The organism is Streptomyces gamaensis (assembly GCF_042656465.1).
Classification (GTDB): Bacteria; Actinomycetota; Actinomycetes; order Streptomycetales; family Streptomycetaceae; genus Streptomyces; species Streptomyces gamaensis.
The window spans coordinates 119,444-140,120 of the sequence record NZ_JBHSPB010000007.1 but is presented as its reverse complement, the minus strand read 5'-3'; the positions used below and the strand labels follow the sequence as shown (position 1 = coordinate 140,120).

16 protein-coding genes, 5 tRNA genes and 1 pseudogene are annotated in these 20,677 nt (G+C 72.2%); 14 read left to right on the top strand and 8 right to left on the bottom strand.

What is annotated here, in order from left to right:
- Positions 1 to 4 precede the first annotated feature (4 nt).
- The 6 genes and pseudogenes from ACFP1Z_RS13600 to ACFP1Z_RS13575 all read right to left on the bottom strand — a co-directional run bounded on the left by ACFP1Z_RS13600 (position 5) and on the right by ACFP1Z_RS13575 (position 9,346).
- Positions 5 to 2,110 carry a HAMP domain-containing sensor histidine kinase gene (locus tag ACFP1Z_RS13600; protein WP_465269275.1) on the bottom strand — a complete coding sequence of 702 codons (2,106 nt, stop codon included), beginning with the start codon at positions 2,108 to 2,110 and terminating at the stop codon, positions 5 to 7.
- 147 nt (positions 2,111 to 2,257) lie between these two features.
- Positions 2,258 to 2,980: pseudogene (locus ACFP1Z_RS13595) on the bottom strand (nitrate- and nitrite sensing domain-containing protein); the annotation flags it as partial.
- Positions 2,981 to 3,602: 622 nt separating this feature from the next.
- Entirely contained in the window at positions 3,603 to 4,184 is a 582-nt protein-coding gene (locus ACFP1Z_RS13590) for a GTP-binding protein (RefSeq protein ID WP_390316427.1), read from the bottom strand.
- On the bottom strand, positions 4,165 to 4,572 hold the full coding sequence (locus ACFP1Z_RS13585; protein ID WP_390316426.1) for a DUF742 domain-containing protein: 408 nt from the start codon (positions 4,570 to 4,572) through the stop codon (positions 4,165 to 4,167). Before ACFP1Z_RS13585 ends, ACFP1Z_RS13590 begins: the two co-directional genes overlap by 20 nt.
- 103 nt (positions 4,573 to 4,675) lie before the next feature.
- Complete coding sequence (locus tag ACFP1Z_RS13580) at positions 4,676 to 5,098, bottom strand: roadblock/LC7 domain-containing protein (protein ID WP_344964248.1); 423 nt, start codon at positions 5,096 to 5,098, stop codon at positions 4,676 to 4,678.
- On the bottom strand, positions 5,099 to 9,346 hold the full coding sequence (locus ACFP1Z_RS13575; RefSeq protein ID WP_390316425.1) for a sensor histidine kinase: 4,248 nt from the start codon (positions 9,344 to 9,346) through the stop codon (positions 5,099 to 5,101).
- A 496-nt stretch (positions 9,347 to 9,842) separates the two neighbouring features.
- Between ACFP1Z_RS13575 and ACFP1Z_RS13570 the strand changes: the two genes are divergently transcribed.
- From ACFP1Z_RS13570 to ACFP1Z_RS13525, 10 genes are all read left to right on the top strand, one after another.
- Positions 9,843 to 10,058 carry a hypothetical protein gene (locus tag ACFP1Z_RS13570; RefSeq protein ID WP_390316424.1) on the top strand — a complete coding sequence of 72 codons (216 nt, stop codon included), beginning with the start codon at positions 9,843 to 9,845 and terminating at the stop codon, positions 10,056 to 10,058.
- A gap of 609 nt (positions 10,059 to 10,667) precedes the next feature.
- The gene (locus tag ACFP1Z_RS13565) at positions 10,668 to 11,450 is read left to right on the top strand and encodes a fumarylacetoacetate hydrolase family protein (protein ID WP_390316423.1); all 783 of its coding nucleotides are present in this window, start codon (positions 10,668 to 10,670) and stop codon (positions 11,448 to 11,450) included.
- Complete coding sequence (gene gltX, locus ACFP1Z_RS13560) at positions 11,443 to 12,918, top strand: glutamate--tRNA ligase (protein ID WP_390316422.1); 1,476 nt, start codon at positions 11,443 to 11,445, stop codon at positions 12,916 to 12,918. Before ACFP1Z_RS13565 ends, gltX begins: the two co-directional genes overlap by 8 nt.
- Before the next feature lie 99 nt (positions 12,919 to 13,017).
- Positions 13,018 to 13,824: an HAD family hydrolase gene (locus ACFP1Z_RS13555; protein WP_390316421.1), complete on the top strand. Its 807-nt coding sequence runs from the start codon at positions 13,018 to 13,020 to the stop codon at positions 13,822 to 13,824.
- Positions 13,825 to 13,912: 88 nt separating this feature from the next.
- A tRNA-Gln gene (locus tag ACFP1Z_RS13550) sits at positions 13,913 to 13,984 on the top strand.
- 79 nt (positions 13,985 to 14,063) lie between these two features.
- Positions 14,064 to 14,136 (top strand) — tRNA-Glu (locus ACFP1Z_RS13545).
- Positions 14,137 to 14,202: 66 nt separating this feature from the next.
- A tRNA-Glu gene (locus ACFP1Z_RS13540) sits at positions 14,203 to 14,275 on the top strand.
- A 23-nt stretch (positions 14,276 to 14,298) separates the two neighbouring features.
- Positions 14,299 to 14,370, top strand: a tRNA-Gln gene (locus tag ACFP1Z_RS13535).
- Positions 14,371 to 14,400: 30 nt separating this feature from the next.
- A tRNA-Glu gene (locus ACFP1Z_RS13530) sits at positions 14,401 to 14,473 on the top strand.
- A 130-nt stretch (positions 14,474 to 14,603) separates the two neighbouring features.
- A complete protein-coding gene (locus ACFP1Z_RS13525) occupies positions 14,604 to 15,200 on the top strand; it encodes an STAS domain-containing protein (protein ID WP_390316420.1) in 597 nt (198 codons plus the stop codon).
- 788 nt (positions 15,201 to 15,988) lie between these two features.
- On the opposite strand, the gene ACFP1Z_RS13520 is transcribed toward ACFP1Z_RS13525, so the two are convergent.
- Positions 15,989 to 16,720, bottom strand: a complete 732-nt coding sequence (locus ACFP1Z_RS13520; RefSeq protein ID WP_390316419.1) for an IclR family transcriptional regulator — start codon at positions 16,718 to 16,720, stop codon at positions 15,989 to 15,991.
- A 128-nt stretch (positions 16,721 to 16,848) separates the two neighbouring features.
- Between ACFP1Z_RS13520 and leuC the strand changes: the two genes are divergently transcribed.
- From leuC to ACFP1Z_RS13500, 4 genes are all read left to right on the top strand, one after another.
- Positions 16,849 to 18,300: a 3-isopropylmalate dehydratase large subunit gene (gene leuC, locus ACFP1Z_RS13515; protein WP_390316418.1), complete on the top strand. Its 1,452-nt coding sequence runs from the start codon at positions 16,849 to 16,851 to the stop codon at positions 18,298 to 18,300.
- 6 nt (positions 18,301 to 18,306) lie between these two features.
- The gene (leuD, locus tag ACFP1Z_RS13510; protein ID WP_390316417.1) at positions 18,307 to 18,900 is read left to right on the top strand and encodes a 3-isopropylmalate dehydratase small subunit; all 594 of its coding nucleotides are present in this window, start codon (positions 18,307 to 18,309) and stop codon (positions 18,898 to 18,900) included.
- A 169-nt stretch (positions 18,901 to 19,069) separates the two neighbouring features.
- Complete coding sequence (locus ACFP1Z_RS13505; RefSeq protein WP_390316416.1) at positions 19,070 to 19,315, top strand: SCO5555 family protein; 246 nt, start codon at positions 19,070 to 19,072, stop codon at positions 19,313 to 19,315.
- 121 nt (positions 19,316 to 19,436) lie between these two features.
- Positions 19,437 to 20,081, top strand: coding sequence for an HU family DNA-binding protein (locus ACFP1Z_RS13500; RefSeq protein WP_390316414.1), 645 nt, complete (start codon positions 19,437 to 19,439; stop codon positions 20,079 to 20,081).
- A 198-nt stretch (positions 20,082 to 20,279) separates the two neighbouring features.
- Here the strand turns inward: ACFP1Z_RS13500 and ACFP1Z_RS13495 are convergent, their stop codons facing one another.
- Positions 20,280 to 20,639 carry a hypothetical protein gene (locus ACFP1Z_RS13495; protein ID WP_390316701.1) on the bottom strand — a complete coding sequence of 120 codons (360 nt, stop codon included), beginning with the start codon at positions 20,637 to 20,639 and terminating at the stop codon, positions 20,280 to 20,282.
- Positions 20,640 to 20,677: the final 38 nt, after the last annotated feature.

The following is a 20,677-nucleotide window of genomic DNA, read 5'->3' as shown; positions in this document are numbered from 1 at the left end:
CACACTAACGCTCCTGATCGTAGGTGCCGCCGGGGCCGGGGCCCCGGTCGTTGTGCTCATGCTGCTCCTGCGCGGAGGTCATCGGGAACTCCGCGGACTCCGTCCCCGCGCTGCGCCCCTGCTGGACACCGCGGCGCAGATTGCTCAGCCTGCCGCGGACGTCCTCCGGGGCGCGGGATATCTGGGGGCCGTTCTGCGCGGTCTGTGCCGCCGTGCCCTCGATCAGATTCGCCTTGGGCACTCGGCGGGGCAGACCGGAGGGGGTCACTCCGCCGGCCTTCGGATCCCGGAGCTGCTCGGCGCGGTGCCAGCGCTCGTCGTTCGCCGCCCGCCGGTCGGCACCCTCGTGGGGCTGCTGTGGGACGTCCTGCCGGGGCTGCTCCGCATCGCCGGCCCCCGCGGCCTCGTCGACACTCTCAGGCTGCTGCCACTGCGTTCCGCGGCGCGGCAGACCGGCCCCGGTCAACGAGTGGGAGCCGCTCGGTGCGGGGCTCGGACGGTCGAACTCTACGCGCTCCGGCCGCGCCGTGTCAGCGGGCGGCAGGGATTCCGATTCGGTCCGGTGACGCCGCGGGAGCCCGCTCTGGTACGGACCAGACCCCTGCCAGTCGCCCTGCTGGGGCAGCGCCCCTCCGTCACCGAAGGTCTGCTGCTCGGTGTAGCCGGCATCGGCATGACCCGCTTCCGGATAACCGGCCTGCGGATAGCCGTGCGACGGCTGCGCACCCTGTTGCTGCACGTCCTGGCGCACGTCCTGCTGCATCGGCTGCTGCATCGACTGCCGGTCGGACGGCCCGCCGGACTGCGGCTGGTCGTAGGGCAGTTGCTGCTCGCCGAGCGGAGCGTGCTGCTGCCCGTACGGCGCCTGCTGCTGCTCGTACCCGAGCTGCCGGCCGTAGCCCTGCGGGGCCTGCTGCTCGTAGTCCGGCTGCGGGTAGCCCTGCTGCTCGTATTCCTGCCGCTCGTATTCCTGCTGCCGGCCGAAGTCGGCGCGGTGCGCGGCGGCCTGGGCCTCCAGCGCGCTGCGCCGCTCCTCGCGCAGCCGCGCGCGGCCGAGCGGGTCCAGCGGGTCCGGCAGCGCGCCGTTCGCGCTCTCGGGGCCCCTGTCGTAACGGGAGTCGTCGAAGCCGAGTTCGGCGGCCGTGCGCATGCGGTCGACCGGGGCGGCCTTCTGGCCGGGCACCATCGGCGAGACCGTGAAGTCGTCCGGGCCGGCCTCGTCCTCGCCGCCACCGCCGTGCGTGATCGCGTCCGGCAGCATGACCAGCGAGGTGGTGCCGGCCTGCTCGCCGGAGGGGCGCAGCTGCACCCGGATGCCGTGCCGGGCGGCCAGCCGGCCGACCACGAACAGGCCCATGCGCTGCGCGACCGCGACGTCCACCGTCGGCGGGTTGGCCAGCTTGTGGTTGATGTCCGCGAAGTCCTCGGCGGTCAGGCCGATGCCCTTGTCGTGGATCTCGACCATCACCCGGCCGTCGGGCAGCCGGGTCGCGGTGACGCGGACCTTGGTGTGCGGGGAGGAGAAGGTGGTGGCGTTCTCCAGCAGCTCCGCGAGCAGGTGCACGAGGTCGGTGACGGCCAGTCCGTGGATGTCGGCGTCGGGGACGCCCGACAGCTCGATGCGCTCGTACGCCTCCACCTCGGAGGAGGCCGCGCGCAGCACGTCGACCAGCGGCACCGGCTGGTCCCAGCGGCGGCCGGCCTCCTCGCCCGCGAGGACCAGGAGGTTCTCGCCGTTGCGGCGCATACGGGTCGCCAGGTGGTCCAGGCGGAAGAGGTTCTCCAGCTGGTCCGGGTCGGCCTCGTGCTCCTCCAGCTCCGTGATCAGGGTCAGCTGGCCCTCGATCAGGCTCTGGTTGCGGCGCGAGAGGTTGGTGAAGATCGCGTTGATGTTGCCCCGCAGCAGGGCCTGTTCGGCGGCGAGGCGGACGGCCTCGCGGTGGATCTGGTCGAAGGCGCGGGCGATCTCGCCGATCTCGTCCTTGGTGGTGATCGGGATGGGCTGGACACGGGTGTCGATGTGCCCGGGGTCGGTCCGCGAGAGCTGGCCGACCAGCGCCGGCAGCCTGTTCTCGGCCACGTCGGAGGCGGCGCGGCGCAGACGGCGCATGCTGCGGCCCATCGAGCGGGCCATCATGCCGGCCACGAAGAACGCGGCGAGCAGCGCGACGATCATGATCGAGGAGTTGACGATGGCGTCGGTCTGCGCCTCGTCGGAGATCTTCTCGGCGTCGTCCACCGCCTTGTTCATCAGCTCCTGCTCGACGGAGCGGTAGGCGTCGAACTTCGTGGTGGCGGCGGCCAGCCAGGAGTCCGCCGTGATGCCCATGGCCTTGAGCTGCTCGGGCGTCTTGCCCGCCATGATCGCCTGCGAGACCTTGTCGATCTCGGAGCCCTTGGCCTTGGTGGCGATCGCGTCGTTCAGCCGGCTGATGTCGTCCTCGGTGCCGCCCGAGTCGTACTCGATACGGGCGATGTACTCAAGGAAGTTGTAGGAGGTGAAGGCCGTCAGCTGGGCCCGGCGCTCCTTGTCGTCGGTGGCCGGCTTGAGGATCAGGTGCACACCGATGGAGCGCTGCAGCGACTCGGCGGCCTTGGCGAGCGAGATCGCGTAGACCATGCGGCCGTAGGAGTTGGCGTTCTCGGTGCCGAGGCCGAGCTCGTTGGTGAAGGCCATCAGCGGGCGCTGGATGGCGCCGTAGCCGTCCTCGGTCTGCACCGCGGGCAGATCGGAGGTGTAGGCGGACTTGCGCAGCTTCGGCAGCTTCTGCTCCGCCTCGCGGAAGAGCTTCAGACGGCGGCGCAGACTCGGGGTGTCCGGGGCGGCCTTGACGGCCTTGTCGAAAGCGGCGCGGGCGGCGTCCGTCGCGTCCGTCGCCTTCTTCACCACCGGGGCGTCGCGGTTGCCCTCCAGCAGCGGCTTGGCGGTCAGGTCGCGCTCGTCGATGACGGCGTGCGCGTACGTGGCCGCGGCCCGCACCAGCCGGGCCGTGTCGGCGGCCTCCTTGGCCTCGGTCCAGGTGTCCACCGAGCCCTTGACGTCGAAACCGCCGAAGACGAGGGCCACGAGCACCGGGATCAGCAGGATCGCGTTCAGCCGGACCGGCACCCGCCAGTTGCGGGGCGAGAAGCGGCCGCCGCGGCCGGTGTCGGGCGCGGGCGTTTCGGGGACGTCGGAAGGCGGCACCGCCGTGTTGCGGGACGGAGGGGTGAAGTTGCCCCGTTCGTCCCGCGCCTGCTGTGCGGCGCCCGTCTTTCTGCGCGTCACTCGACCAACAACCTCTCGGCGTCGGCACCTGCCTGGTGTGCCGTATTGCTGACTGAGCCGTTACCGCCCAGTTCAAGGAATTCCAGCACGTGAGGCAGGCGCAATCCAAACAGCGGCCGTCACCGGCGGTCCCGACGATACGCCCGACATAAAACGGGCATTAAGAGCGAGCGGCGCCAAATGACGGGCGATTTGTGCGCACAGCGAAGTCGACCGAACGCGAGGGGTGGTCGCGTCCGGCCGATTCTCTGTCGAAACGTTATGAACCCCGGGGCGGGCCGTGTTGAAGGCCACAGTCGATTTCCGGAACCAACTCCCCGGTAACTTCCTGGATTTACTTCAGACGCGCCATCAGGGCATGCTCGACCAAAGTGATCAAGGCACTCTTGGCCTCGTCGCGATGGCGGGCGTCGGTGGTGATGATCGGGGTGTCCGGGCCGATCTGCAAGGCCTCGCGGACTTCCTCCGGAGCGTACGGCTGGTGCCCGTCGAACCCGTTCAGCGCGATCACGAACGGCAGTCCGCTGTTCTCGAAGTAGTCCACCGCCGGGAAACAGTCCGCCAGTCTGCGGGTGTCGACGAGCACCACGGCGCCGATCGCGCCGCGCACCAGGTCGTCCCACATGAACCAGAAGCGGTCCTGGCCCGGAGTGCCGAACAGATAAAGGATCAGATCCTGGTCCAGCGTGATCCGGCCGAAATCCATCGCCACCGTGGTGGTGGTCTTGTCCTGGACGTGGCTCAGATCGTCGATCCCCGCCGAGGCGGAGGTCATGACGGCCTCGGTGCGCAGCGGGCTGATTTCCGAGACCGCGCCGACGAAGGTCGTCTTGCCCACGCCGAAGCCGCCCGCCACCACGATCTTCGCGCTGGTCGTGGAGCGGCCGGCTCCGCCGCTAGAGCTTCCGAAGTCCACTGAGCACCCTTTCGAGCAGTGTCACATCCGGCGTTCCGCCGGACTCGCCGCTGCCGCCCGGCTGGTGGATCGCCACCATGCCGGCCTCCGCCAGATCCGCGACCAGGATGCGGGCCACCCCCAGGGGCATGTTCAGCAGCGCCGAGACCTCGGCGACCGACTTGACCTCCCGGCACAGGTGGCAGATCCGCTGGTGCTCGGGGAGCAGTCCGGCGAGGGTGGCCGGATCGGCCGTGGAGCTGACCAGCGCCTCGATGGCGAGCTGGTAGCGCGGCCGGGTGCGTCCCCCCGTCATGGCGTAGGGGCGGACCAGCGGCTGGTCGCTGTCACTCCCGTACGACGCGTCGTGCGGAACGCCGTACGGGCCGGGCGAGGCGGGCGGGGTCATGGATCCTCCGGACGGGACAGCAGGAAGGCAATAATGCCGTCGAGCGGGGGCCGTTGGGGGGTTTTCGGCCGTACGGTCGGACGGAACATGCGGGATGTGCCGGTCAGTTCAGCAGGCTGCCCTGCAGTTCGGCGCGCAGATCCGGTGTGAGCACCGTGCCCGCGCGGTCGACCAGCAGGGCCATCTCGTAGCCCACGAGGCCGATGTCGCACTCCGGGTGCGCCAGTACGGCCAGCGAGGAACCGTCCGAGACGGACATGATGAACAGGAAGCCGCGCTCCATCTCCACCACGGTCTGATTGACCGGGCCCCCCTCGAAGATGCGCGAGGCGCCGGACGTCAGGGACGTCAGCCCCGAGGCGACCGCGGCCAGTTGGTCGGCGCGGTCACGGGGGAAGCCCTCGGACATCGCCAGCAGAAGGCCGTCGGCGGAGACCACCACCGTGTGGGACACCCCCGGGGTGTTCTCCACGAAGTTGGTGATCAACCAGTTCAGATTCTGCGCCGCCTGGCTCATCGGACTCAACTATCGCTCCTGCTGGTGAGTGGGGCCAACGTGGTGGCTGCCGGTGGTCGAGGCCCCGCCGGCCTGCCGGCCCTGCTGGATGCCCCGGCGGAGATTGGTCAGCCGGCCGCGTACGTCGTCGGGCGCACGCGAGACCTGCGGACCGGCCGGATGGGTCTGCTGCTGCTGTGCGGCGGTCCCCTCCACGAGGTTCGCACGCGGCACACGGCGGGGCAGTCCGGACGAGGTGAGTCCGCCCGCCGCGGGCTCGCGCAGCTGCTCGGCCCGGCGCCAGCGCTCGTCGTTGGGCGAGTCGCGCCAGGGGGCGTCCTGCGAACGGTCCTGCTGGGCCAGCGGGTTGCGGGCCTCCCGGCGGGGCGGCCGCGGCGCCTCCTCCACCTTCGGGGCCGGGGCGGCGTCCTCTTCGTCCGCGCCCCGGAACCAGTTGGACTCCAGCTCCTCGAAGAGCGGCGTCCGCGCGCTCGCCGGCGCGGCGGAGCCGTCGGACAGCCCGTACTGCCCGGAGGCGCTGCCCAGCGGGTCGCCGAGGGTGGGCTGCTGGTGCTGTCCGGACGTGCTGTTCGGCGGTTCGCCGAAGTGCGGCTGTGCGTGCTGCCCCGAGGTGCTGCCGATCGGTTCGCCGGAGCCGGGCAGGGTGTGCTGGCCGGACGTGCTGCCCAGCGGCTCGCCGCCGGCCGGCAGGTCGTACTGGCCGGACGTGCTGCTCTGCGGGTCGCCGAAGGGCGGCTGCGCGTACTGGCCGGTGCTCTGCGGGTCGCCGAGGGTGGGCTGCTGGTGCTGTCCGGACGTGCTGCCGAGCGATTCGCCGGGAGCGGGGCGGTCGTACTGGCCGGACGTGCTGCCGAGCGGGTCCCCGGAGCCGGGCAGGCCGTGCTGGCCGGACGTGCTGTTCGGCGGTTCGCCGGGGTTGGGCTGCGCGTACTGGCCGGAGGTGCCGCCGAGCGGTTCCCCGGCGGTCGGCCGGGCGTACTGGCCGGAGGTGCTGCCCAGCGGGTCGCCGGGGGCGGGCAGGCCGTGTTGGCCGGACGTGCTGTTCGGCGGTTCGCCGAGGTGCGGTTGTGCGTGCTGTCCCGACGTGCTGCCGATCGGTTCGCCGGAGCCGGGCAGGGTGTGCTGGCCGGACGTGCTGCCCAGCGGCTCGCCGCCGGCCGGCAGGTCGTACTGCCCCGACGTGCTGCCGAGCGGGTCCCCGGAGGCGGGGCGCTCGTACTGGCCGGACGTGCTGCTGAGCGGTTCGCCGGAGCCGGGCAGGCCGTGTTGGCCGGAGGTGCTGTTCTGCGGGTCGCCGTAGGACGGCTGCGGGTGCTGGCCGGAGGTGCTGCTCAGCGGCTCGGCCGGCAACTGGTCCGGTGTGCCGGGGAGTACGCCGGTGTCCGGGATCCGCGGGAACTGCGCCGTGTCACCGGGAGCGCCGTGCCCGGACGCGCTGTCCGTGGACTTCCCGAGCGGGAACTGCCCGGTGCCGCCGTCCGCCGGCGCGCCCGTGGCGTCGACGGGCGGGAACTGCGCCGTGTCGCCGGGCCCGCCCGGCAGCCTGAACTCGCCCGTGGTGGACGGCAGTCCGGCCGGGTCGGCGGCGTTCGGCGGGGTCTTCGCGCCCCGCGCCGGCCGGTCGACGTCCTCGTGGCCGCGCGCGGCGCCGGCCGAGGCCGGCGGCCAGTCGTCGACGGGCGCGGCGGACGGCGCTCCGGCGCCCCAGCTCGGCGTCGGCCGCGTCGGCAGCCCCGCCGGGTCGGTGGCGGCGGGACGTTCCGGACGGCCCGTGTGGTCTCCGGCCGGGGGCGGCGGTACGGCACCCGCGCCGCGGGTCGGCAGCGCGGCACGGCCGTCGGCACCCTTGGGGCCCGCCGCACCCGGGTCCGTACCGCCGCGCGGCGAGGTGTCGAAGAGGCTGCCGGCCGCCGGGTCGAAGCCCGGCCCGCCGGACGGGGCGGGCCGCGTCGGCAGCCCGTTCCTGGTCGTGCCGCCCTGGCCCGGCAGCCCCGGACGCGGGGCACCGCCGTCGGCGCCCGGCGGCACCTGGCGGCGCTGGCCGGCCGTCATCAGGCCGGCCATGCCGCTGCCGCCGCCCGCCGGGGGCACGGCACCAGGCATCGGCTTCTTGCCGCCCTGCGCGACATCGACCGGCAGCATGACGAGCGCGGTCGTACCGCCGGAGTCGGACGGCCGCAGCTGTACGCGGATGCCGTGCCGCAGGGACAGCCGGCCGACCACGAACAGACCCATGCGGCGGGAGACCGACACGTCCACGGTCGGCGGGCTCGCGAGACGGTCGTTGATGGAGGCCAGGTCGTCCGGCGACAGACCGATGCCGGTGTCGTGGATCTCCACGAGCACCCGGCCGTCGGGCAGCGCGTGACCGGTGACCTTGACCTTGGTCTGTGGGGAGGAGAACGAGGTCGCGTTCTCCAGCAGCTCGGCGAGCAGGTGCACGAGGTCGTTGACGACGCGGCCCGCGACCTCGGTCGGCGGCACGCCGGACAGTTCGATGCGCTCGTACTGCTCCACCTCGGACGCGGCGGCGCGCAGCACGTCGACGAGCGGGACGGGCCGTGTCCACCGCCGGCCCGGCTCCTCACCGGCGAGGACGAGGAGGTTCTCGCCGTTGCGGCGCATACGGGTCGCGAGGTGGTCGAGCTTGAACAGCGAGGACAGCTGGTCCGGGTCGGCCTCGCGGGACTCCAGCTCGGAGATCAACGAGAGCTGACGCTGGATCAGACCCTGGCTGCGGCGCGAGAGGTTGGTGAACATCGCGTTGACGTTGCCGCGCAGCAGGGCCTGTTCGGCGGCGAGGCGGACCGCCTCGCGGTGCACCTCGTCGAAGGCCGCGGCCACCTTGCCGATCTCGTCACGGCTGTGCACGCCGACGGACTCGACAGAGGTGTCGACGTCCTGCGGGTCGCTCTCGGAGAGCTGCTGGACGAGCTCGGGCAGCCGGTCGTGGGCGACCTTCTGGGCGGTGTCCTGCAGCCGCCGCAGCGAACGCACCATGGAGCGGGCCACGAAGAAGGCGCCGACGAGCGAGATGCCGAGGACGAGGACGATGAGCGCGGCGTTGAGCCAGGTCTCCTGGTCCGCTTCGTCGCGCAGTTCGCGGGCCTTCTGCTGCATCTGGTTGAGCAGGGTCTGCTCGACCTTGGCCATCTCGTTGACCTTGATGCTGGCCTGGTCGTACCAGTCGGGGTACGACTTCGCGTCGGCCTTGAGCCCGTCGGTGCGGTTCAGCGCGCGGTCGGCGTAGTTCTTCGCTGCGGTGATCTCCGGGACGCCGCCGTTGAGCGCCTGCAGCAGTTGCTTGGCGTCCTCGCCGCGGATGGCGGTGAACCGGGCCAGTGCCTCGTTCTCGCCGGCCAGTGCCTCCTGGCCGTACTCGCGGTCGTTGGGGGAGAGGGCGGGGCCCTTGGTGTTGGCGAGCGCCGCGGTGATCACGGCGCGCTGGATGGAGGCGTACTCCTTGGCGGAGGAGAACGAGGCCAGCGCACGGGTGCTGGTGATCATCTCGCTGTTGCTGGTGGCCTGGGCCATGTCCTGCGAGAGCGAGAGCAGCGAGTTGATGAGCGCGTCGTAGTTGTTGACGGTGCGCGCGTAGTAGTCGCTGTTCTTGTAGGCCGAGTTGCGGACGTCCTTGATGCGGTCCAGCTGCCTGGTGATCTCCACCAGGGTCGTGGTCACACCGACCATGGCCTCGTCGTTGGGCTTGACCTCGGCCGTCGCCTTGCGGAAGTCGCCGATGGCCTGGTCGGTCTGCTGCCGGGAGGAGACGACGCGGTCGTCCTTGTCGTTGCCGGTGACCAGGGGGCCCGCGGAGCGGTCGCGTTCGTCCTGCAGGGCGTTGGCGAGCCGGGTGGCCGAACTCGTCATGTCCGTCAGGAGCTTCATGTGGTCGAGCTGGTCGACGTTCTCCAGGTTGCTCTGGATACGCAGCGCGCCGAGCGCGGTGGCCGCGACGACCGGCAGGGCCAGCAGGGATATCAGTCGGGTGCTGATGCGCCAGTTGCGCAGGGCTATTCGCGAGCCCGGGTCGTGGGGGACCTTGGCGGTGCCCGGCTGCTCCGGGGCCGGCGTCCCCGCGCCGCCCTTCCGGCCCGGCTTGCGCGTCCTGGCCTTGCCCTTCACCTTGGCCTTGGACTTCGGCCGGCCGGCGGAAGCGGGCCCGGCCGGCTCACCGGCGGGCGTGCCGCGGTCGGTCGCACCGCGCGGCTCCGGCTCCGCCGCAGCGCTGCCATCCCTCTTGAAACGTCCCTGCACTAGCGTCGCAACCTCTGGACCAGGCGTCCCTTCCGGCGGAGCGGAGGGACGGTGTCGAGTCGATGGGGGGACCGCGGTTGCCCCCTGGCGGTCCGTGGAATTCCAGCACAGTGCCGGATCTCGCAACAAGGCCGGTGCACGTGGGCGCGGAATCGGTGACGGAGTGTAGCCGGATTTCGGCCCGCTGTCCCGAACTCCCCTCTTTACAAGGGGCATTCGCGGGCGAGTCGCCCCGTCGGGGCTGGCAGTCGCCTCGCGCCGCGGTCGTCGTGATCCAGAGCGGAACGGGGCATTCAGTCCCGTGATGTCCTGTTTCGTCGGGGTGGAGTGACTGACCGCTATGCGGCATTTCTCTATCGGGTTCGTGAGCAAACTCACAAGCAACTCGGGACTCCTCCCGTCATCCCCGGGGGAGGGGCACGCCTAGCCTGGTCCTTTACACAATCGCGAGAACGACACCGCGAATCCGGACACACGCGAGGCAGCGAGGCAGTAAGTGAAGACCACGAAGACGGCGAAGGCGACCCGGACGACGCTGACGGCCCGCAAGACCGCCAACCCGCGCCGTACGACGCTCGCCCACCTGACGGACACCACGGCGCTGCGCGTCGCCGAGGCCCCCGTCCACGCCGAGAAGCTGCCCGCGGTCACCGCGAACCCCCGCCGCACGACCCTCATGACGGCCCCGGCCACCCCGTCCCCGCAGGACTGACCCCCGCGCCACCGCCGCACGCTTCCGGGCACACCGCGCGCGTGCCCGAGGCCGCCGTGCGGTGCGTACGGTCCCGTACGTGCCGCGGCGCCCCGCGACCCTGCCGGCAGCACCGTCCTCACGCGGACCGGGCCCGCTCCCGGACACGGCCGGACGCGGCGCCCGTACCCGCCGTGCCGGTGGCGCCCCGGCGGGCGTGTGCCCGAGGCCGCCGTGCGGTGCGTACGGCCCCGTACGTCCTGCGGTGACCCGCGAACCCGGCCGGCAGCACCGTCCTCACGCGGACCCGGGCCCGCTCCCGGACACGGCCGACGCGGCGCCCGTACCCGCCGTGCCGGTGGCACCCCGGCGGGCGTGTGCCCGAGGCCGCCGTGCGGTGCGTACGGCCCCGTACGTCCTGCGGTGACCCGCGAACCCCGCCGGCGGTACCGTCCTCGCGCGGACCCGCGCACCGCTCCGGCGGGGCCGCACGGGCCCGGGCCCGCACCGGAACGCGGTCGGCGCGGCGCCCGTACCCGCCCCGTCCGGCCGCGCCGGACCGCGTGGCCGGCCCGCGATAGCCTGGGGTGTCCGATTCCGGCACGATCAGGTGAGAGGCAGCAGCTTCCCGTGCGCATCGCCAGGTTCTCCATCGACGGCAACGTCGCCTTCGGCGTCGTGGAGGGGGACGCCCAGACAGAAGGCGGTCCCGTCCTCGACATCATCAAGGGACACCCCTTCGCCGAATTCGAGCGCTCGGGCAAGAGGATCCCGCTCGACAAGGTGCGGCTGCTGCCGCCCGTCCTGCCCAACAAGGTCGTCGCCGTCGGCCGCAACTACGCCGAGCACGCCGCCGAACTGGGCAACGAGGTCCCCGACGCCCCCGTCGTCTTCTTCAAGCCGTCGACCTCGGTCGTCGGCCCCGGCGACGCCGTCGTCTACCCGTCGTTCTCCTCCGAGGTGCACCACGAGGCCGAACTGGCCGTCGTCATCGGCCGGATGTGCCGCGAGGTCCCGCGCGAGCGCGTCAAGGACGTCGTCCTCGGCTACACCTGCGCCAACGACATCACCGCCCGCGACGTCCAGCGCCGCGAGGAGCAGTGGGCCCGCGCCAAGGGCTTCGACACCTCCTGCCCCCTCGGCCCCTGGATCGAGACCGAGCTCGACCCGGGCGACCTCGGCATCATGTGCACGGTCAACGGCGAACAGCGCCAGCTCGGCCGCACCGCCGAGATGGTCCGCTCCGTCGAGGACCTGATCGTCCACATCACCGAGGCGATGACGCTGCTCCCCGGCGACGTCGTGCTCACCGGCACCCCCGCCGGCGTCGGACCCCTGAACGTCGGCGACGAGGTCGCCGTCACCATCGAAGGCATCGGCACTCTCACCAACAAGGTGATCAAGCGTGGCTAACGCGAACGTCCGCGTACGTTTCTGTCCCTCGCCGACCGGCAACCCCCACGTGGGCCTGGTCCGCACCGCCCTGTTCAACTGGGCGTTCGCCCGCCACCACGGCGGCACCCTGGTCTTCCGCATCGAGGACACCGACGCGGCGCGCGACTCGGAGGAGTCGTACACGCAGCTGCTGGAGTCGATGCGCTGGCTGGGTCTCGACTGGGACGAGGGCCCCGAGGTCGGCGGCCCCCACGCGCCGTACCGCCAGTCGCAGCGCATGGACATCTACAAGGACGTCGCCGGCCGGCTCCTGGAGCGCGGCTTCGCCTACAAGTGCTACTGCACCACCGAGGAGCTCGACGCCCGCCGCGAGGCCGCCCGCGCCGCCGGCAGGCCCTCCGGTTACGACGGCGCGTGCCGTGAGCTGACCGCCGAGCAGGTGGCCGCCTACGAGGCGGAGGGCCGCACGCCCATCGTCCGCTTCCGGATGCCCGACGAGCCGATCACCTTCACCGACCTGGTGCGCGGCGAGCTGACCTTCACCCCGGAGAACGTGCCGGACTTCGGCATCGTCCGCGCCAACGGCGCCCCCCTCTACACGCTCGTCAACCCCGTCGACGACGCGCTGATGGAGATCACGCACGTCCTGCGCGGCGAGGACCTGCTCTCCTCCACCCCGCGCCAGATCGCGCTCTACCGCGCCCTCGCCGAGATCGGCGTCGGAGGCGGCACCGTCCCGGAGTTCGGGCACCTGCCGTACGTCATGGGCGAGGGCAACAAGAAGCTCTCCAAGCGCGACCCGCAGGCGTCCCTCAACCTCTACCGGGAGCGCGGCTTCCTGCCGCAGGGCCTGCTCAACTACCTTTCCCTGCTGGGCTGGTCGCTCTCCGCCGACCAGGACATCTTCTCGATGGACGAGCTGGTCGCGGCCTTCGACATCAAGGACGTCAACGCCAACCCGGCCCGCTTCGACCTGAAGAAGGCCGAGGCCATCAACGCCGACCACATCCGGCAGCTGGACGTGAAGGCGTTCGTCGACGCGTGCGCCCCCTGGCTCACCGCCCCGCACGCGCCGTGGGCCCCCGAGGACTTCGACCAGGCGCGGTTCGAGGCCATCGCCCCGCACGCCCAGACCCGGCTGACGGTCCTGTCCGACATCGTCCCCAACGTCGACTTCCTCTTCCTGGAGCGGCCGGTGGAGGACGAGGCGTCCTGGAACAAGGCGATGAAGGAGGGCTCGGACGCGCTGCTGCGCACCGCCCGCGCCCGGCTGGAGGCCGCCGACTGGAACGCCGACGCCCTCAAGGCCGCCGTCGTCGCCGCCGGCGAGGAGCACGGCCTCAAGCTCGGCAAGGCCCAGGCCCCGGTCCGGGTCGCCGTCACCGGCCGCACGGTCGGCCTGCCGCTCTTCGAGTCCCTCGAAGTCCTCGGCCGGGAGCGGACGCTGGCCCGTATCGACGCGGCGCTGGCCAGGCTCACGGCGTAACGCACGTAACGCGCCGCGACACGGCACGGCCCACCGTGGGGCCCGTGAGCACCCGCTCACGGGCCCCACAGGCGTTCCCGGCGCGTTACGGTCGGTCCCATGGCCACCTCCGTCCCCGCTCCCGTGCGGGCGGTCCTCTGGGACGTCGACGACACGCTCTTCGACTACACCGGCTCCGACCGGACCGGCGCGCTGCGCCACTTCGCCGCCGAGGGCGTGCTCGCCCGCTTCGCGACGCCCGAGGCCGCCTGGGGCATGTGGCGCGCGGTGATGGAGGAGCAGTACGCCCGCTTCCTCTCCGGCGAGATCGACTTCGCCGAGCACCGCCGCGAGCGCGTACGGGCCTTCCTGGGCGCCCCGCTGGCCGACTCCGACGCCGAGGCCTGGTTCGGCCGCTACGTGACCCGCTACGAGGCCGCCTGGGCCCTCTTCCCCGACGCCGTGCCCGCCCTCGACGCGCTGCGGCGGCCCTTCCGGCACGCGGTGCTCTCCAACTCCGCCACCGCGCACCAGGAACGCAAGCTGCGCGCCCTCGGCCTGGAAGGCCGCTTCGAGCACGTGCTGTGCGCGGACCGGCTGGGCTGCGCCAAGCCCGACCCGGCCGCCTTCGCGGCCGCCTGCGCGGCGCTGGGGCTGCCGCCGGGCGAGGTCGCGTACGTGGGCGACAACCTCGACGTGGACGCGGTCGGCGCGGTACGGGCCGGACTGCGCGGCATCTGGCTCGACCGGCCCGGGGCGGTGCCCTGGGGCGGGCCGAATGGCCGCGGAACGGACGGGGCGGCAGCGGCGGACGGGGCACCGGCGCAGACCGTGCCGGACGGGGTCCGGCGGATCCGGGGGCTCGACGAGCTGCCCGCGCTGCTGCTCGGGGTTATCGGTTTTGGAGCCCCGTCCACCTTCGGGTAATGTTCTTCCTGCGCCGCCCGAGAGGGCCGAGAGGCCGGAGCGGGGCGGAGCAGCCCGAGCAAGACCCCCGGCGGGGGTCGAACTCTGGTGGGGTATGGTGTAATTGGCAGCACGAGTGATTCTGGTTCACTTAGTCTAGGTTCGAGTCCTGGTACCCCAGCAAGAGATTTCCTTGCGAAATTCGGTGAAATTCTCCCGGAAATTCATGAGGTAAGCTCTTGTCAGGAAAAACAGTGCGAGCCCCCGTTGTGTAGCGGCCTAGCACGCCGCCCTCTCAAGGCGGTAGCGCCGGTTCGAATCCGGTCGGGGGTACTGATCCTGAAATCCGTCACCATCCGGATCGCTTCCGGAGGCGGCGTGAACCATGGATCGCCAAGGGCCCCCGTTGTGTAGCGGCCTAGCACGCCGCCCTCTCAAGGCGGTAGCGCCGGTTCGAATCCGGTCGGGGGTACGCGATAACTTCATAGATCACCATGGGGTATGGTGTAATTGGCAGCACGAGTGATTCTGGTTCATTTAGTCTAGGTTCGAGTCCTGGTACCCCAGCGCAGAGAGCAGAATGCTCTGCAAGAGCGAGCCCCCGTTGTGTAGCGGCCTAGCACGCCGCCCTCTCAAGGCGGTAGCGCCGGTTCGAATCCGGTCGGGGGTACGTGAGGAAAATGCCTCCCGCAATCGCGGGGGGCATTTTTCGTGCCCGCCGCGCGCCCTGCTCCGGACCGTTCTTCCGGGCTTTCCCCGGCGGCCTTCCGCGGGCCCCGCCCGGGCCCGATAATCCAGGCATGGCCCACCGCAACGGCGCCCGCCGCCGGGTCCACGCCGACGACCGGCCTCCCCGCAGCCCCGCGCGCCCGCCTGGCGCCCCCCAACTCCCCCCGCCACCGGACACGTTGGCAGCCGCCGGGCCCTCCGAGCCGGCCGGGCGGGACGCCCGGGGAACGGGCCGGCGGGAGCCGGGGGAGAGCGGTGAGCCGTACGCCGACGCCCCGGAGGGGCCGTGCCACCAGGCTCTGCCCGCCGCGCAGTTCGGCCCGCGCGCGGCCGGACTGACCGTCGTCCGCACCTGCAGCCCACCGGGCCTGCGCATCGAGGGCGTGGTCGACGCGGGATCCCACCAGCAGCTGCGGGACGCCCTGCGGTCGGTGGCGTCCGTGCGGGGCGATCTGCGCCTGGAGGTGTCCCGCGTGGAGTTCCCGGACCTCTCCGGGCTGCGGCTGCTCATGAGCTTCGCCAGGGCCCGCGCCGCCCGCCACCGCACGGTCGAACTGTCCGGACTGCTGCCGTCCCTGCTGCAAGTGATCACGATCGTCGGCTGGGACCGCACCCCCGGCCTACGACTCGGCGCCGCCCGCGGCCGGCCCGGGACGGGCGGCCGCTGACCGCCGGACCGGCTTCCCGGAGCGCGAAGGCGCGCGGGCTGCGGTGCGGTTCGGATAACGCCCCGAAGGGGCACGGGGCTGCCCCGGCGTGCGGCTCGGCCGCGAGGCCGGGTCCTGTTCGGGGCGGGGCCCCGGGCCGGGGGAGGGTGGCTGCGGAGGCGGTCAGTGTGCCGCGACGTTCAGGCGCACGCGGTGGCGGCCGAGCCGGTGTCGGCGGCGCGTACACGGCAGCGAGGCCGGTCCCGTCCGGGGCACGGCCCTGAGCCGGGCCAGGGTGGCTGCGAAGGCGGTCGGCGTGCCGCAATGCCCGAGGAGCGTGCCCCGGTCCCGTGCACGGAGTGTCGGCCGGGCCGTGCCGCGGCCGTGCGACCAACGGCCGCCAGAACCGGGCACCGGCGTGTGCGGCAGTGTCCGGGGCGCGGCCCCGGGCCGGGCCAGGGACGGCCGAGGAGGCGGTCAGCGGCCCCGAAGCCCGCGCTGGGAGCGGCGGCCGGGCCGTGCCGGGCCAGGATGGCCGAGGAGACGGTCGGCGTGCCGTGACGCCCGGGGAGCGGGCCCCGGGCCCGTGCTGGGAGCGGCGGCCGCGTCCCGCCGCCAGGCAGCACCGCGTGCGGCAGTGTCCGGCGAGCGGCCCCGGGCCGTGTGTGGCGGGCGGCGGCCGTGATTCCCTCGCGGTGGTCACCGCCCCGCCTTCCCGGACCGGAACAGCGCCCGCACCGGGCGCAGCCCGCGTCCCTGGGGGACGGCGCGGCGACCTGCCCGTACGAGGAAACCGCCCGCTCGCCCGATCAGCCGCCGTTGCGCCGCAGGGCCTCCGTGAGGCGGACGGCCGCGTCCGCGACCGCCTGGGCGTGCATCCGGCCCGGGTGCCGGGTCAGGCGCTCGATCGGGCCGGAGACGGAGACGGCGGCCACCACGCGGTTGGAGGGGCCGCGCACGGGCGCGGAGACCGAGGCCACCCCGGGCTCGCGCTCGCCGATCGACTGGGCCCAGCCCCGGCGCCGTACGCCCGAGAGCGCGGTCGCCGTGAAGCGGGCGCCCTGCAGCCCGCGGTGCAGCCGCTCGGGCTCCTCCCAGGCCATGAGCACCTGGGCCGCGGAACCGGCCTTCATCGGCAGCGTGGAGCCGACCGGAACGGTGTCCCGCAGTCCGGACAGCCGCTCCGCCGCGGCCACGCAGATCCGCATGTCGCCCTGGCGGCGGTAGAGCTGGGCGCTCTCGCCCGTGACGTCCCGCAGATGCGTCAGCACGGGCCCGGCCATCGCCAGCAGCCGGTCCTCGCCCGCGGCGGCGGCCAGCTCGCTCAGCCGCGGGCCGAGGACGAAACGGCCCTGCATGTCCCGCGCCACCATCCGGTGGTGCTCCAGCGCGACCGCGAGCCGGTGCGCCGTGGGGCGCGCGAGCCCCGTGGCCGTGACCAGGCCGGCGAGCGTGGCCGGTCCGGCCTCCAGGGCACTCAGTACCAGGGCCGCCTTGTCGAGAACGCCGACGCCGCTGGAGGCGCCACCCGTGTTGTCCATGCAACGATACTCACGTCTCACACTGTGAAACGCAAGTTCAATTTTCCGGCGGACCCGCCAACCTGGATCCCACAGCGATCCACAGGCACACGAACTGCCCGGCGACGCCGCCGGCCGGAGGGACTGCGATGGGACGGACACTCGCGCAAAAGGTCTGGGACGACCATGTCGTCAGGCGCGCCGAAGGCGAGCCCGACCTGCTCTTCATCGATCTGCACCTGCTCCACGAGGTCACCAGTCCGCAGGCCTTCGACGGGCTGCGCCGGGCCGGCCGCGGGGTCCGCCGCCTGGACCTGACCATCGCCACCGAGGACCACAACACCCCCACCCTCGACATCGACAAGCCGATCGCCGACCCCGTCTCCCGCACCCAGCTGGAGACCCTGCGCCGGAACTGCGCCGAGTTCGGCGTACGGCTGCACCCCCTCGGCGACGTCGAGCAGGGAGTCGTCCACGTCGTGGGACCGCAGCTGGGACTGACCCAGCCGGGCACCACCGTGGTCTGCGGCGACAGCCACACCTCCACCCACGGCGCCTTCGGCGCGCTGGCCTTCGGCATCGGCACCAGCCAGGTCGAGCACGTCCTGGCCACCCAGACACTGCCGTTGGCGCCGTTCCGGACCATGGCGGTCACCGTCGAGGGCGAACTGCCCGCCGGCGTCACGGCCAAGGACCTGATCCTCGCGGTCATCGCGCGCATCGGCACCGGCGGCGGCCAGGGCTACGTCATCGAGTACCGCGGCCCCGCCATCGAGAAACTCTCGATGGAGGCACGCATGACCGTGTGCAACATGTCCATCGAGGCAGGCGCCCGCGCCGGGATGATCGCCCCCGACGAGACCACGTTCGCCTACCTCAAGGACCGTCCGCACGCGCCGCAGGGCGCCGACTGGGACGCCGCCGTCGCGTACTGGCGCACCCTGCGCACGGACGACGACGCCGTCTTCGACCACGAAGTGGTCATCGACGCCTCCGAGCTCTCCCCGTTCGTCACCTGGGGCACCAACCCCGGCCAGGGCGCGCCGCTTTCCGAGCGCGTCCCCGACCCGGCCTCCTACGCCGACCCCTCCGACCGGCTGGCCGCCGAAAACGCCCTGGAATACATGGGGTTGACGGCGGGTCAGGCGCTGCGCGACGTCACGGTGGACGCCGTGTTCGTGGGCTCGTGCACCAATGGCCGTATCGAGGACCTGCGCGCCGCCGCCGGGGTCCTCGACGGCCGCCGCGTCGCCGACGGCGTCCGCATGCTGGTCGTCCCCGGCTCGGTCCGCGTGTCGCTGCAGGCCGTCGAGGAGGGACTGGACAAGGTGTTCACCGCCGCAGGGGCCGAATGGCGGCACGCGGGCTGCTCGATGTGCCTGGGCATGAACCCCGACCAACTCGCCCCCGGCGAGCGGTGCGCGTCGACCTCCAACCGCAACTTCGAGGGCAGGCAGGGCAAGGGCGGCCGTACCCACCTCGTCTCGCCCCAGGTCGCCGCCGCCACCGCCGTGCTGGGGCATCTGGCCTCGCCCGCAGACCTGAAAGAACCGACCGGTCCGACTGGTTCGGCCGACGCCCGCACCCCCGTGGAGGCCTGAGTCCCGATGGAAGCGTTCACCTCGCACACCGGCCGCGCCGTACCGCTGCGCCGCGGCAATGTCGACACCGACCAGATCATCCCCGCGCACTGGCTGAAGAAGGTCACCCGCGACGGCTTCGAGGACGGGCTCTTCGAGGCGTGGCGCAAGGACCCGGAGTTCGTGCTCAACCGCCCCGAGCGGCAGGGCGCCTCGATCCTGGTGGCCGGCCCGGACTTCGGCACCGGCTCCTCCCGTGAGCACGCCGTGTGGGCGCTGCAGAACTACGGCTTCAAGGCCGTCGTCTCCGCGCGCTTCGCCGACATCTTCCGCGGCAACTCGCTGAAGAACGGCCTGCTGACGGTCGTCCTGCCGCAGGAGACTGTGGACGCGCTGTGGAGGCTCACCGAGGCCGACCCCACCGCCGAGGTGACCGTCGACCTCGTGGCGCGGGAGGTCCGCGCCGAGGGCATCACGGCCGGTTTCGACCTTGACGAGAACGCCCGGTGGCGACTCCTGGAGGGTCTGGACGACATCGCGCTGACCCTGCGGCACGAGGCGGACATCGCCGCGTACGAGGCCGCGCGGCCCTCGTTCAAGCCCTCGACCGCCCGGGTCTGACACGGATTTCGGGCCTGTCGCGGGCCCCCGTGTCCCCCTTCGGTGGTCCTGGATTTCCGCTGCTCACCCGGGGTTTGGCATGATGCGCCCCCTGTCCTCGGACAGGGGGCGCATCGCCATGTTGAGGCCCCGTGAGGCGACAACTCGCCGCAGATGGCACAATCGGTGCATGGAACGCGACAGCCAACTCGTGCTTTACCGGCTCGTCGCGGACCGGCTGAAGGAAGCGCACGCGAGGGTGCGCACACTGCAAGTCCCGGAGGGCGTACGGGTGGCGCTGTCCCGGAAGCTGCTGGCCATCACGGCTGCGGCAAAGCACGATCTCTCAGGCGCGGCAAAGCGTCTGGACCGGCTGATGAACGACCTCGACGAGGGCCGTTTCCCCGAAGAGCCCGACCGTGACGGAACTGCGTGATGGTCGAGTTCGTTGCGGCACAAGGGTGATTAGACCGTTTCGTGTTTGATTTGCGGTATATATCTGCCTAACGTGCGAAAACGCTGGAACGGATTCCAGCAAAGTCTCCGAAGGGGAAGACGTGAACAAGGCGCAGCTCGTTGAAGAGATTGCCGACAAGCTCGGTGGCCGCCAGCAGGCAGCCGACGCCGTCGACGCCGTACTCGACGCCATCGTCCGCGCAGTTGTGAGCGGGGACCGTGTCTCGGTCACCGGCTTCGGCTCGTTCGAGAAGGTCGACCGCCCGGCCCGTTACGCCCGCAACCCGCAGACGGGCGAGCGCGTGCGGGTCAAGAAGACCTCCGTGCCGCGCTTCCGCGCGGGCCAGGGCTTCAAGGACCTGGTGAGCGGCACCAAGAAGCTGCCCAAGGGCGGCGAGATCGCGGTCAAGAAGGCGCCCAAGGGCAGCCTGACGGGCGCCAAGGCCACCGTGAAGAAGGCCGCGGCGAAGAAGGCCACCGCCAAGAAGACGGCCGCGAAGAAGGCGACCACCGCCAAGAAGGCCGCCGTCAAGAAGACGACGGCCGCGAAGAAGGTGACCGCGAAGAAGACCACGGCCAAGAAGGCGACGGCGGCCAAGAAGGCCACCGCCGCCAAGAAGACCACGGCCAAGAAGACCACGGCGAAGAAGACCGTCGCCAAGAAGGCTCCCGCCAAGACGGCGCCGGCGCGCAAGACCACCGCGCGCAAGACCACCGCCAAGAAGACGGCTGCCAAGAAGAAGTAACACCAGGCCGCCCACGGCGTCACCGCCGGGCCGGGCCCCCTCGGGGGAGCCCGGCCCGCGGTGCGTTCCGGCGGCCGTTGCGCCCGGGCGGCGGCCCGATCGGCCGGACCTGTGGGCGCCTTGGGGCCCGCGAGCCCCGGAACCCCGCGTTCCGTCTCCCCGGAACGTCCTCTCAGGACGTCCACTCGGAACGTTCGCTCAGAACGTCTGCAGTGTCACGAGCGTCACACGCCGGCCCGCGAACGGGCCCTGAGCCGTCTGCGCGGCCCCCTGGCCCCCCGAACCGGCCCCGCCGCCCGCGGAGTCCGCCACGTCGGGGCGAGGGCCTCCTGCGGCCCCCTGGGCGTCCTGCCCGGCCCTCCCGCTCTCTTCCCCGGTCCCGTCCTCGGTCTCGTTCTCGGTCTCTTCGAGGACGATCCGCACCCGCTGCCCCGGCCGCAGCAGCCGCAGCCCGCCCGCGTCGAACGCCGCCGCGTCGAAGGACAAGGGGGTGCCGTCGTCCAGCAGCACGCTGCCGGAGCGGGTCCCGGGGTCGAAGGTGTACGCGGTGGCCTGCATACCTCGAAGCCTAAGCGCTCCACCGGACCCCCGGCGCC

Bases quoted from the DNA above. Each gene is read 5' to 3' on its own strand.
- ACFP1Z_RS13600 (WP_465269275.1), bottom strand. From the start codon at position 2,110: ATGCGCCGTCTGCGCCGCGCCGCCTCCGACGTGGCCGAGAACAGGCTG.
- ACFP1Z_RS13585 (WP_390316426.1), bottom strand. From the start codon at position 4,572: ATGACCCCGCCCGCCTCGCCCGGCCCGTACGGCGTTCCGCACGACGCG.
- ACFP1Z_RS13555 (WP_390316421.1), top strand. From the start codon at position 13,018: ATGGCCACCTCCGTCCCCGCTCCCGTGCGGGCGGTCCTCTGGGACGTC.
- ACFP1Z_RS13525 (WP_390316420.1), top strand. From the start codon at position 14,604: ATGGCCCACCGCAACGGCGCCCGCCGCCGGGTCCACGCCGACGACCGG.
- ACFP1Z_RS13520 (WP_390316419.1), bottom strand. From the start codon at position 16,720: ATGGACAACACGGGTGGCGCCTCCAGCGGCGTCGGCGTTCTCGACAAG.
- leuC (WP_390316418.1), top strand. From the start codon at position 16,849: ATGGGACGGACACTCGCGCAAAAGGTCTGGGACGACCATGTCGTCAGG.
- leuD (WP_390316417.1), top strand. From the start codon at position 18,307: ATGGAAGCGTTCACCTCGCACACCGGCCGCGCCGTACCGCTGCGCCGC.
- ACFP1Z_RS13505 (WP_390316416.1), top strand. From the start codon at position 19,070: ATGGAACGCGACAGCCAACTCGTGCTTTACCGGCTCGTCGCGGACCGG.
- ACFP1Z_RS13495 (WP_390316701.1), bottom strand. From the start codon at position 20,639: ATGCAGGCCACCGCGTACACCTTCGACCCCGGGACCCGCTCCGGCAGC.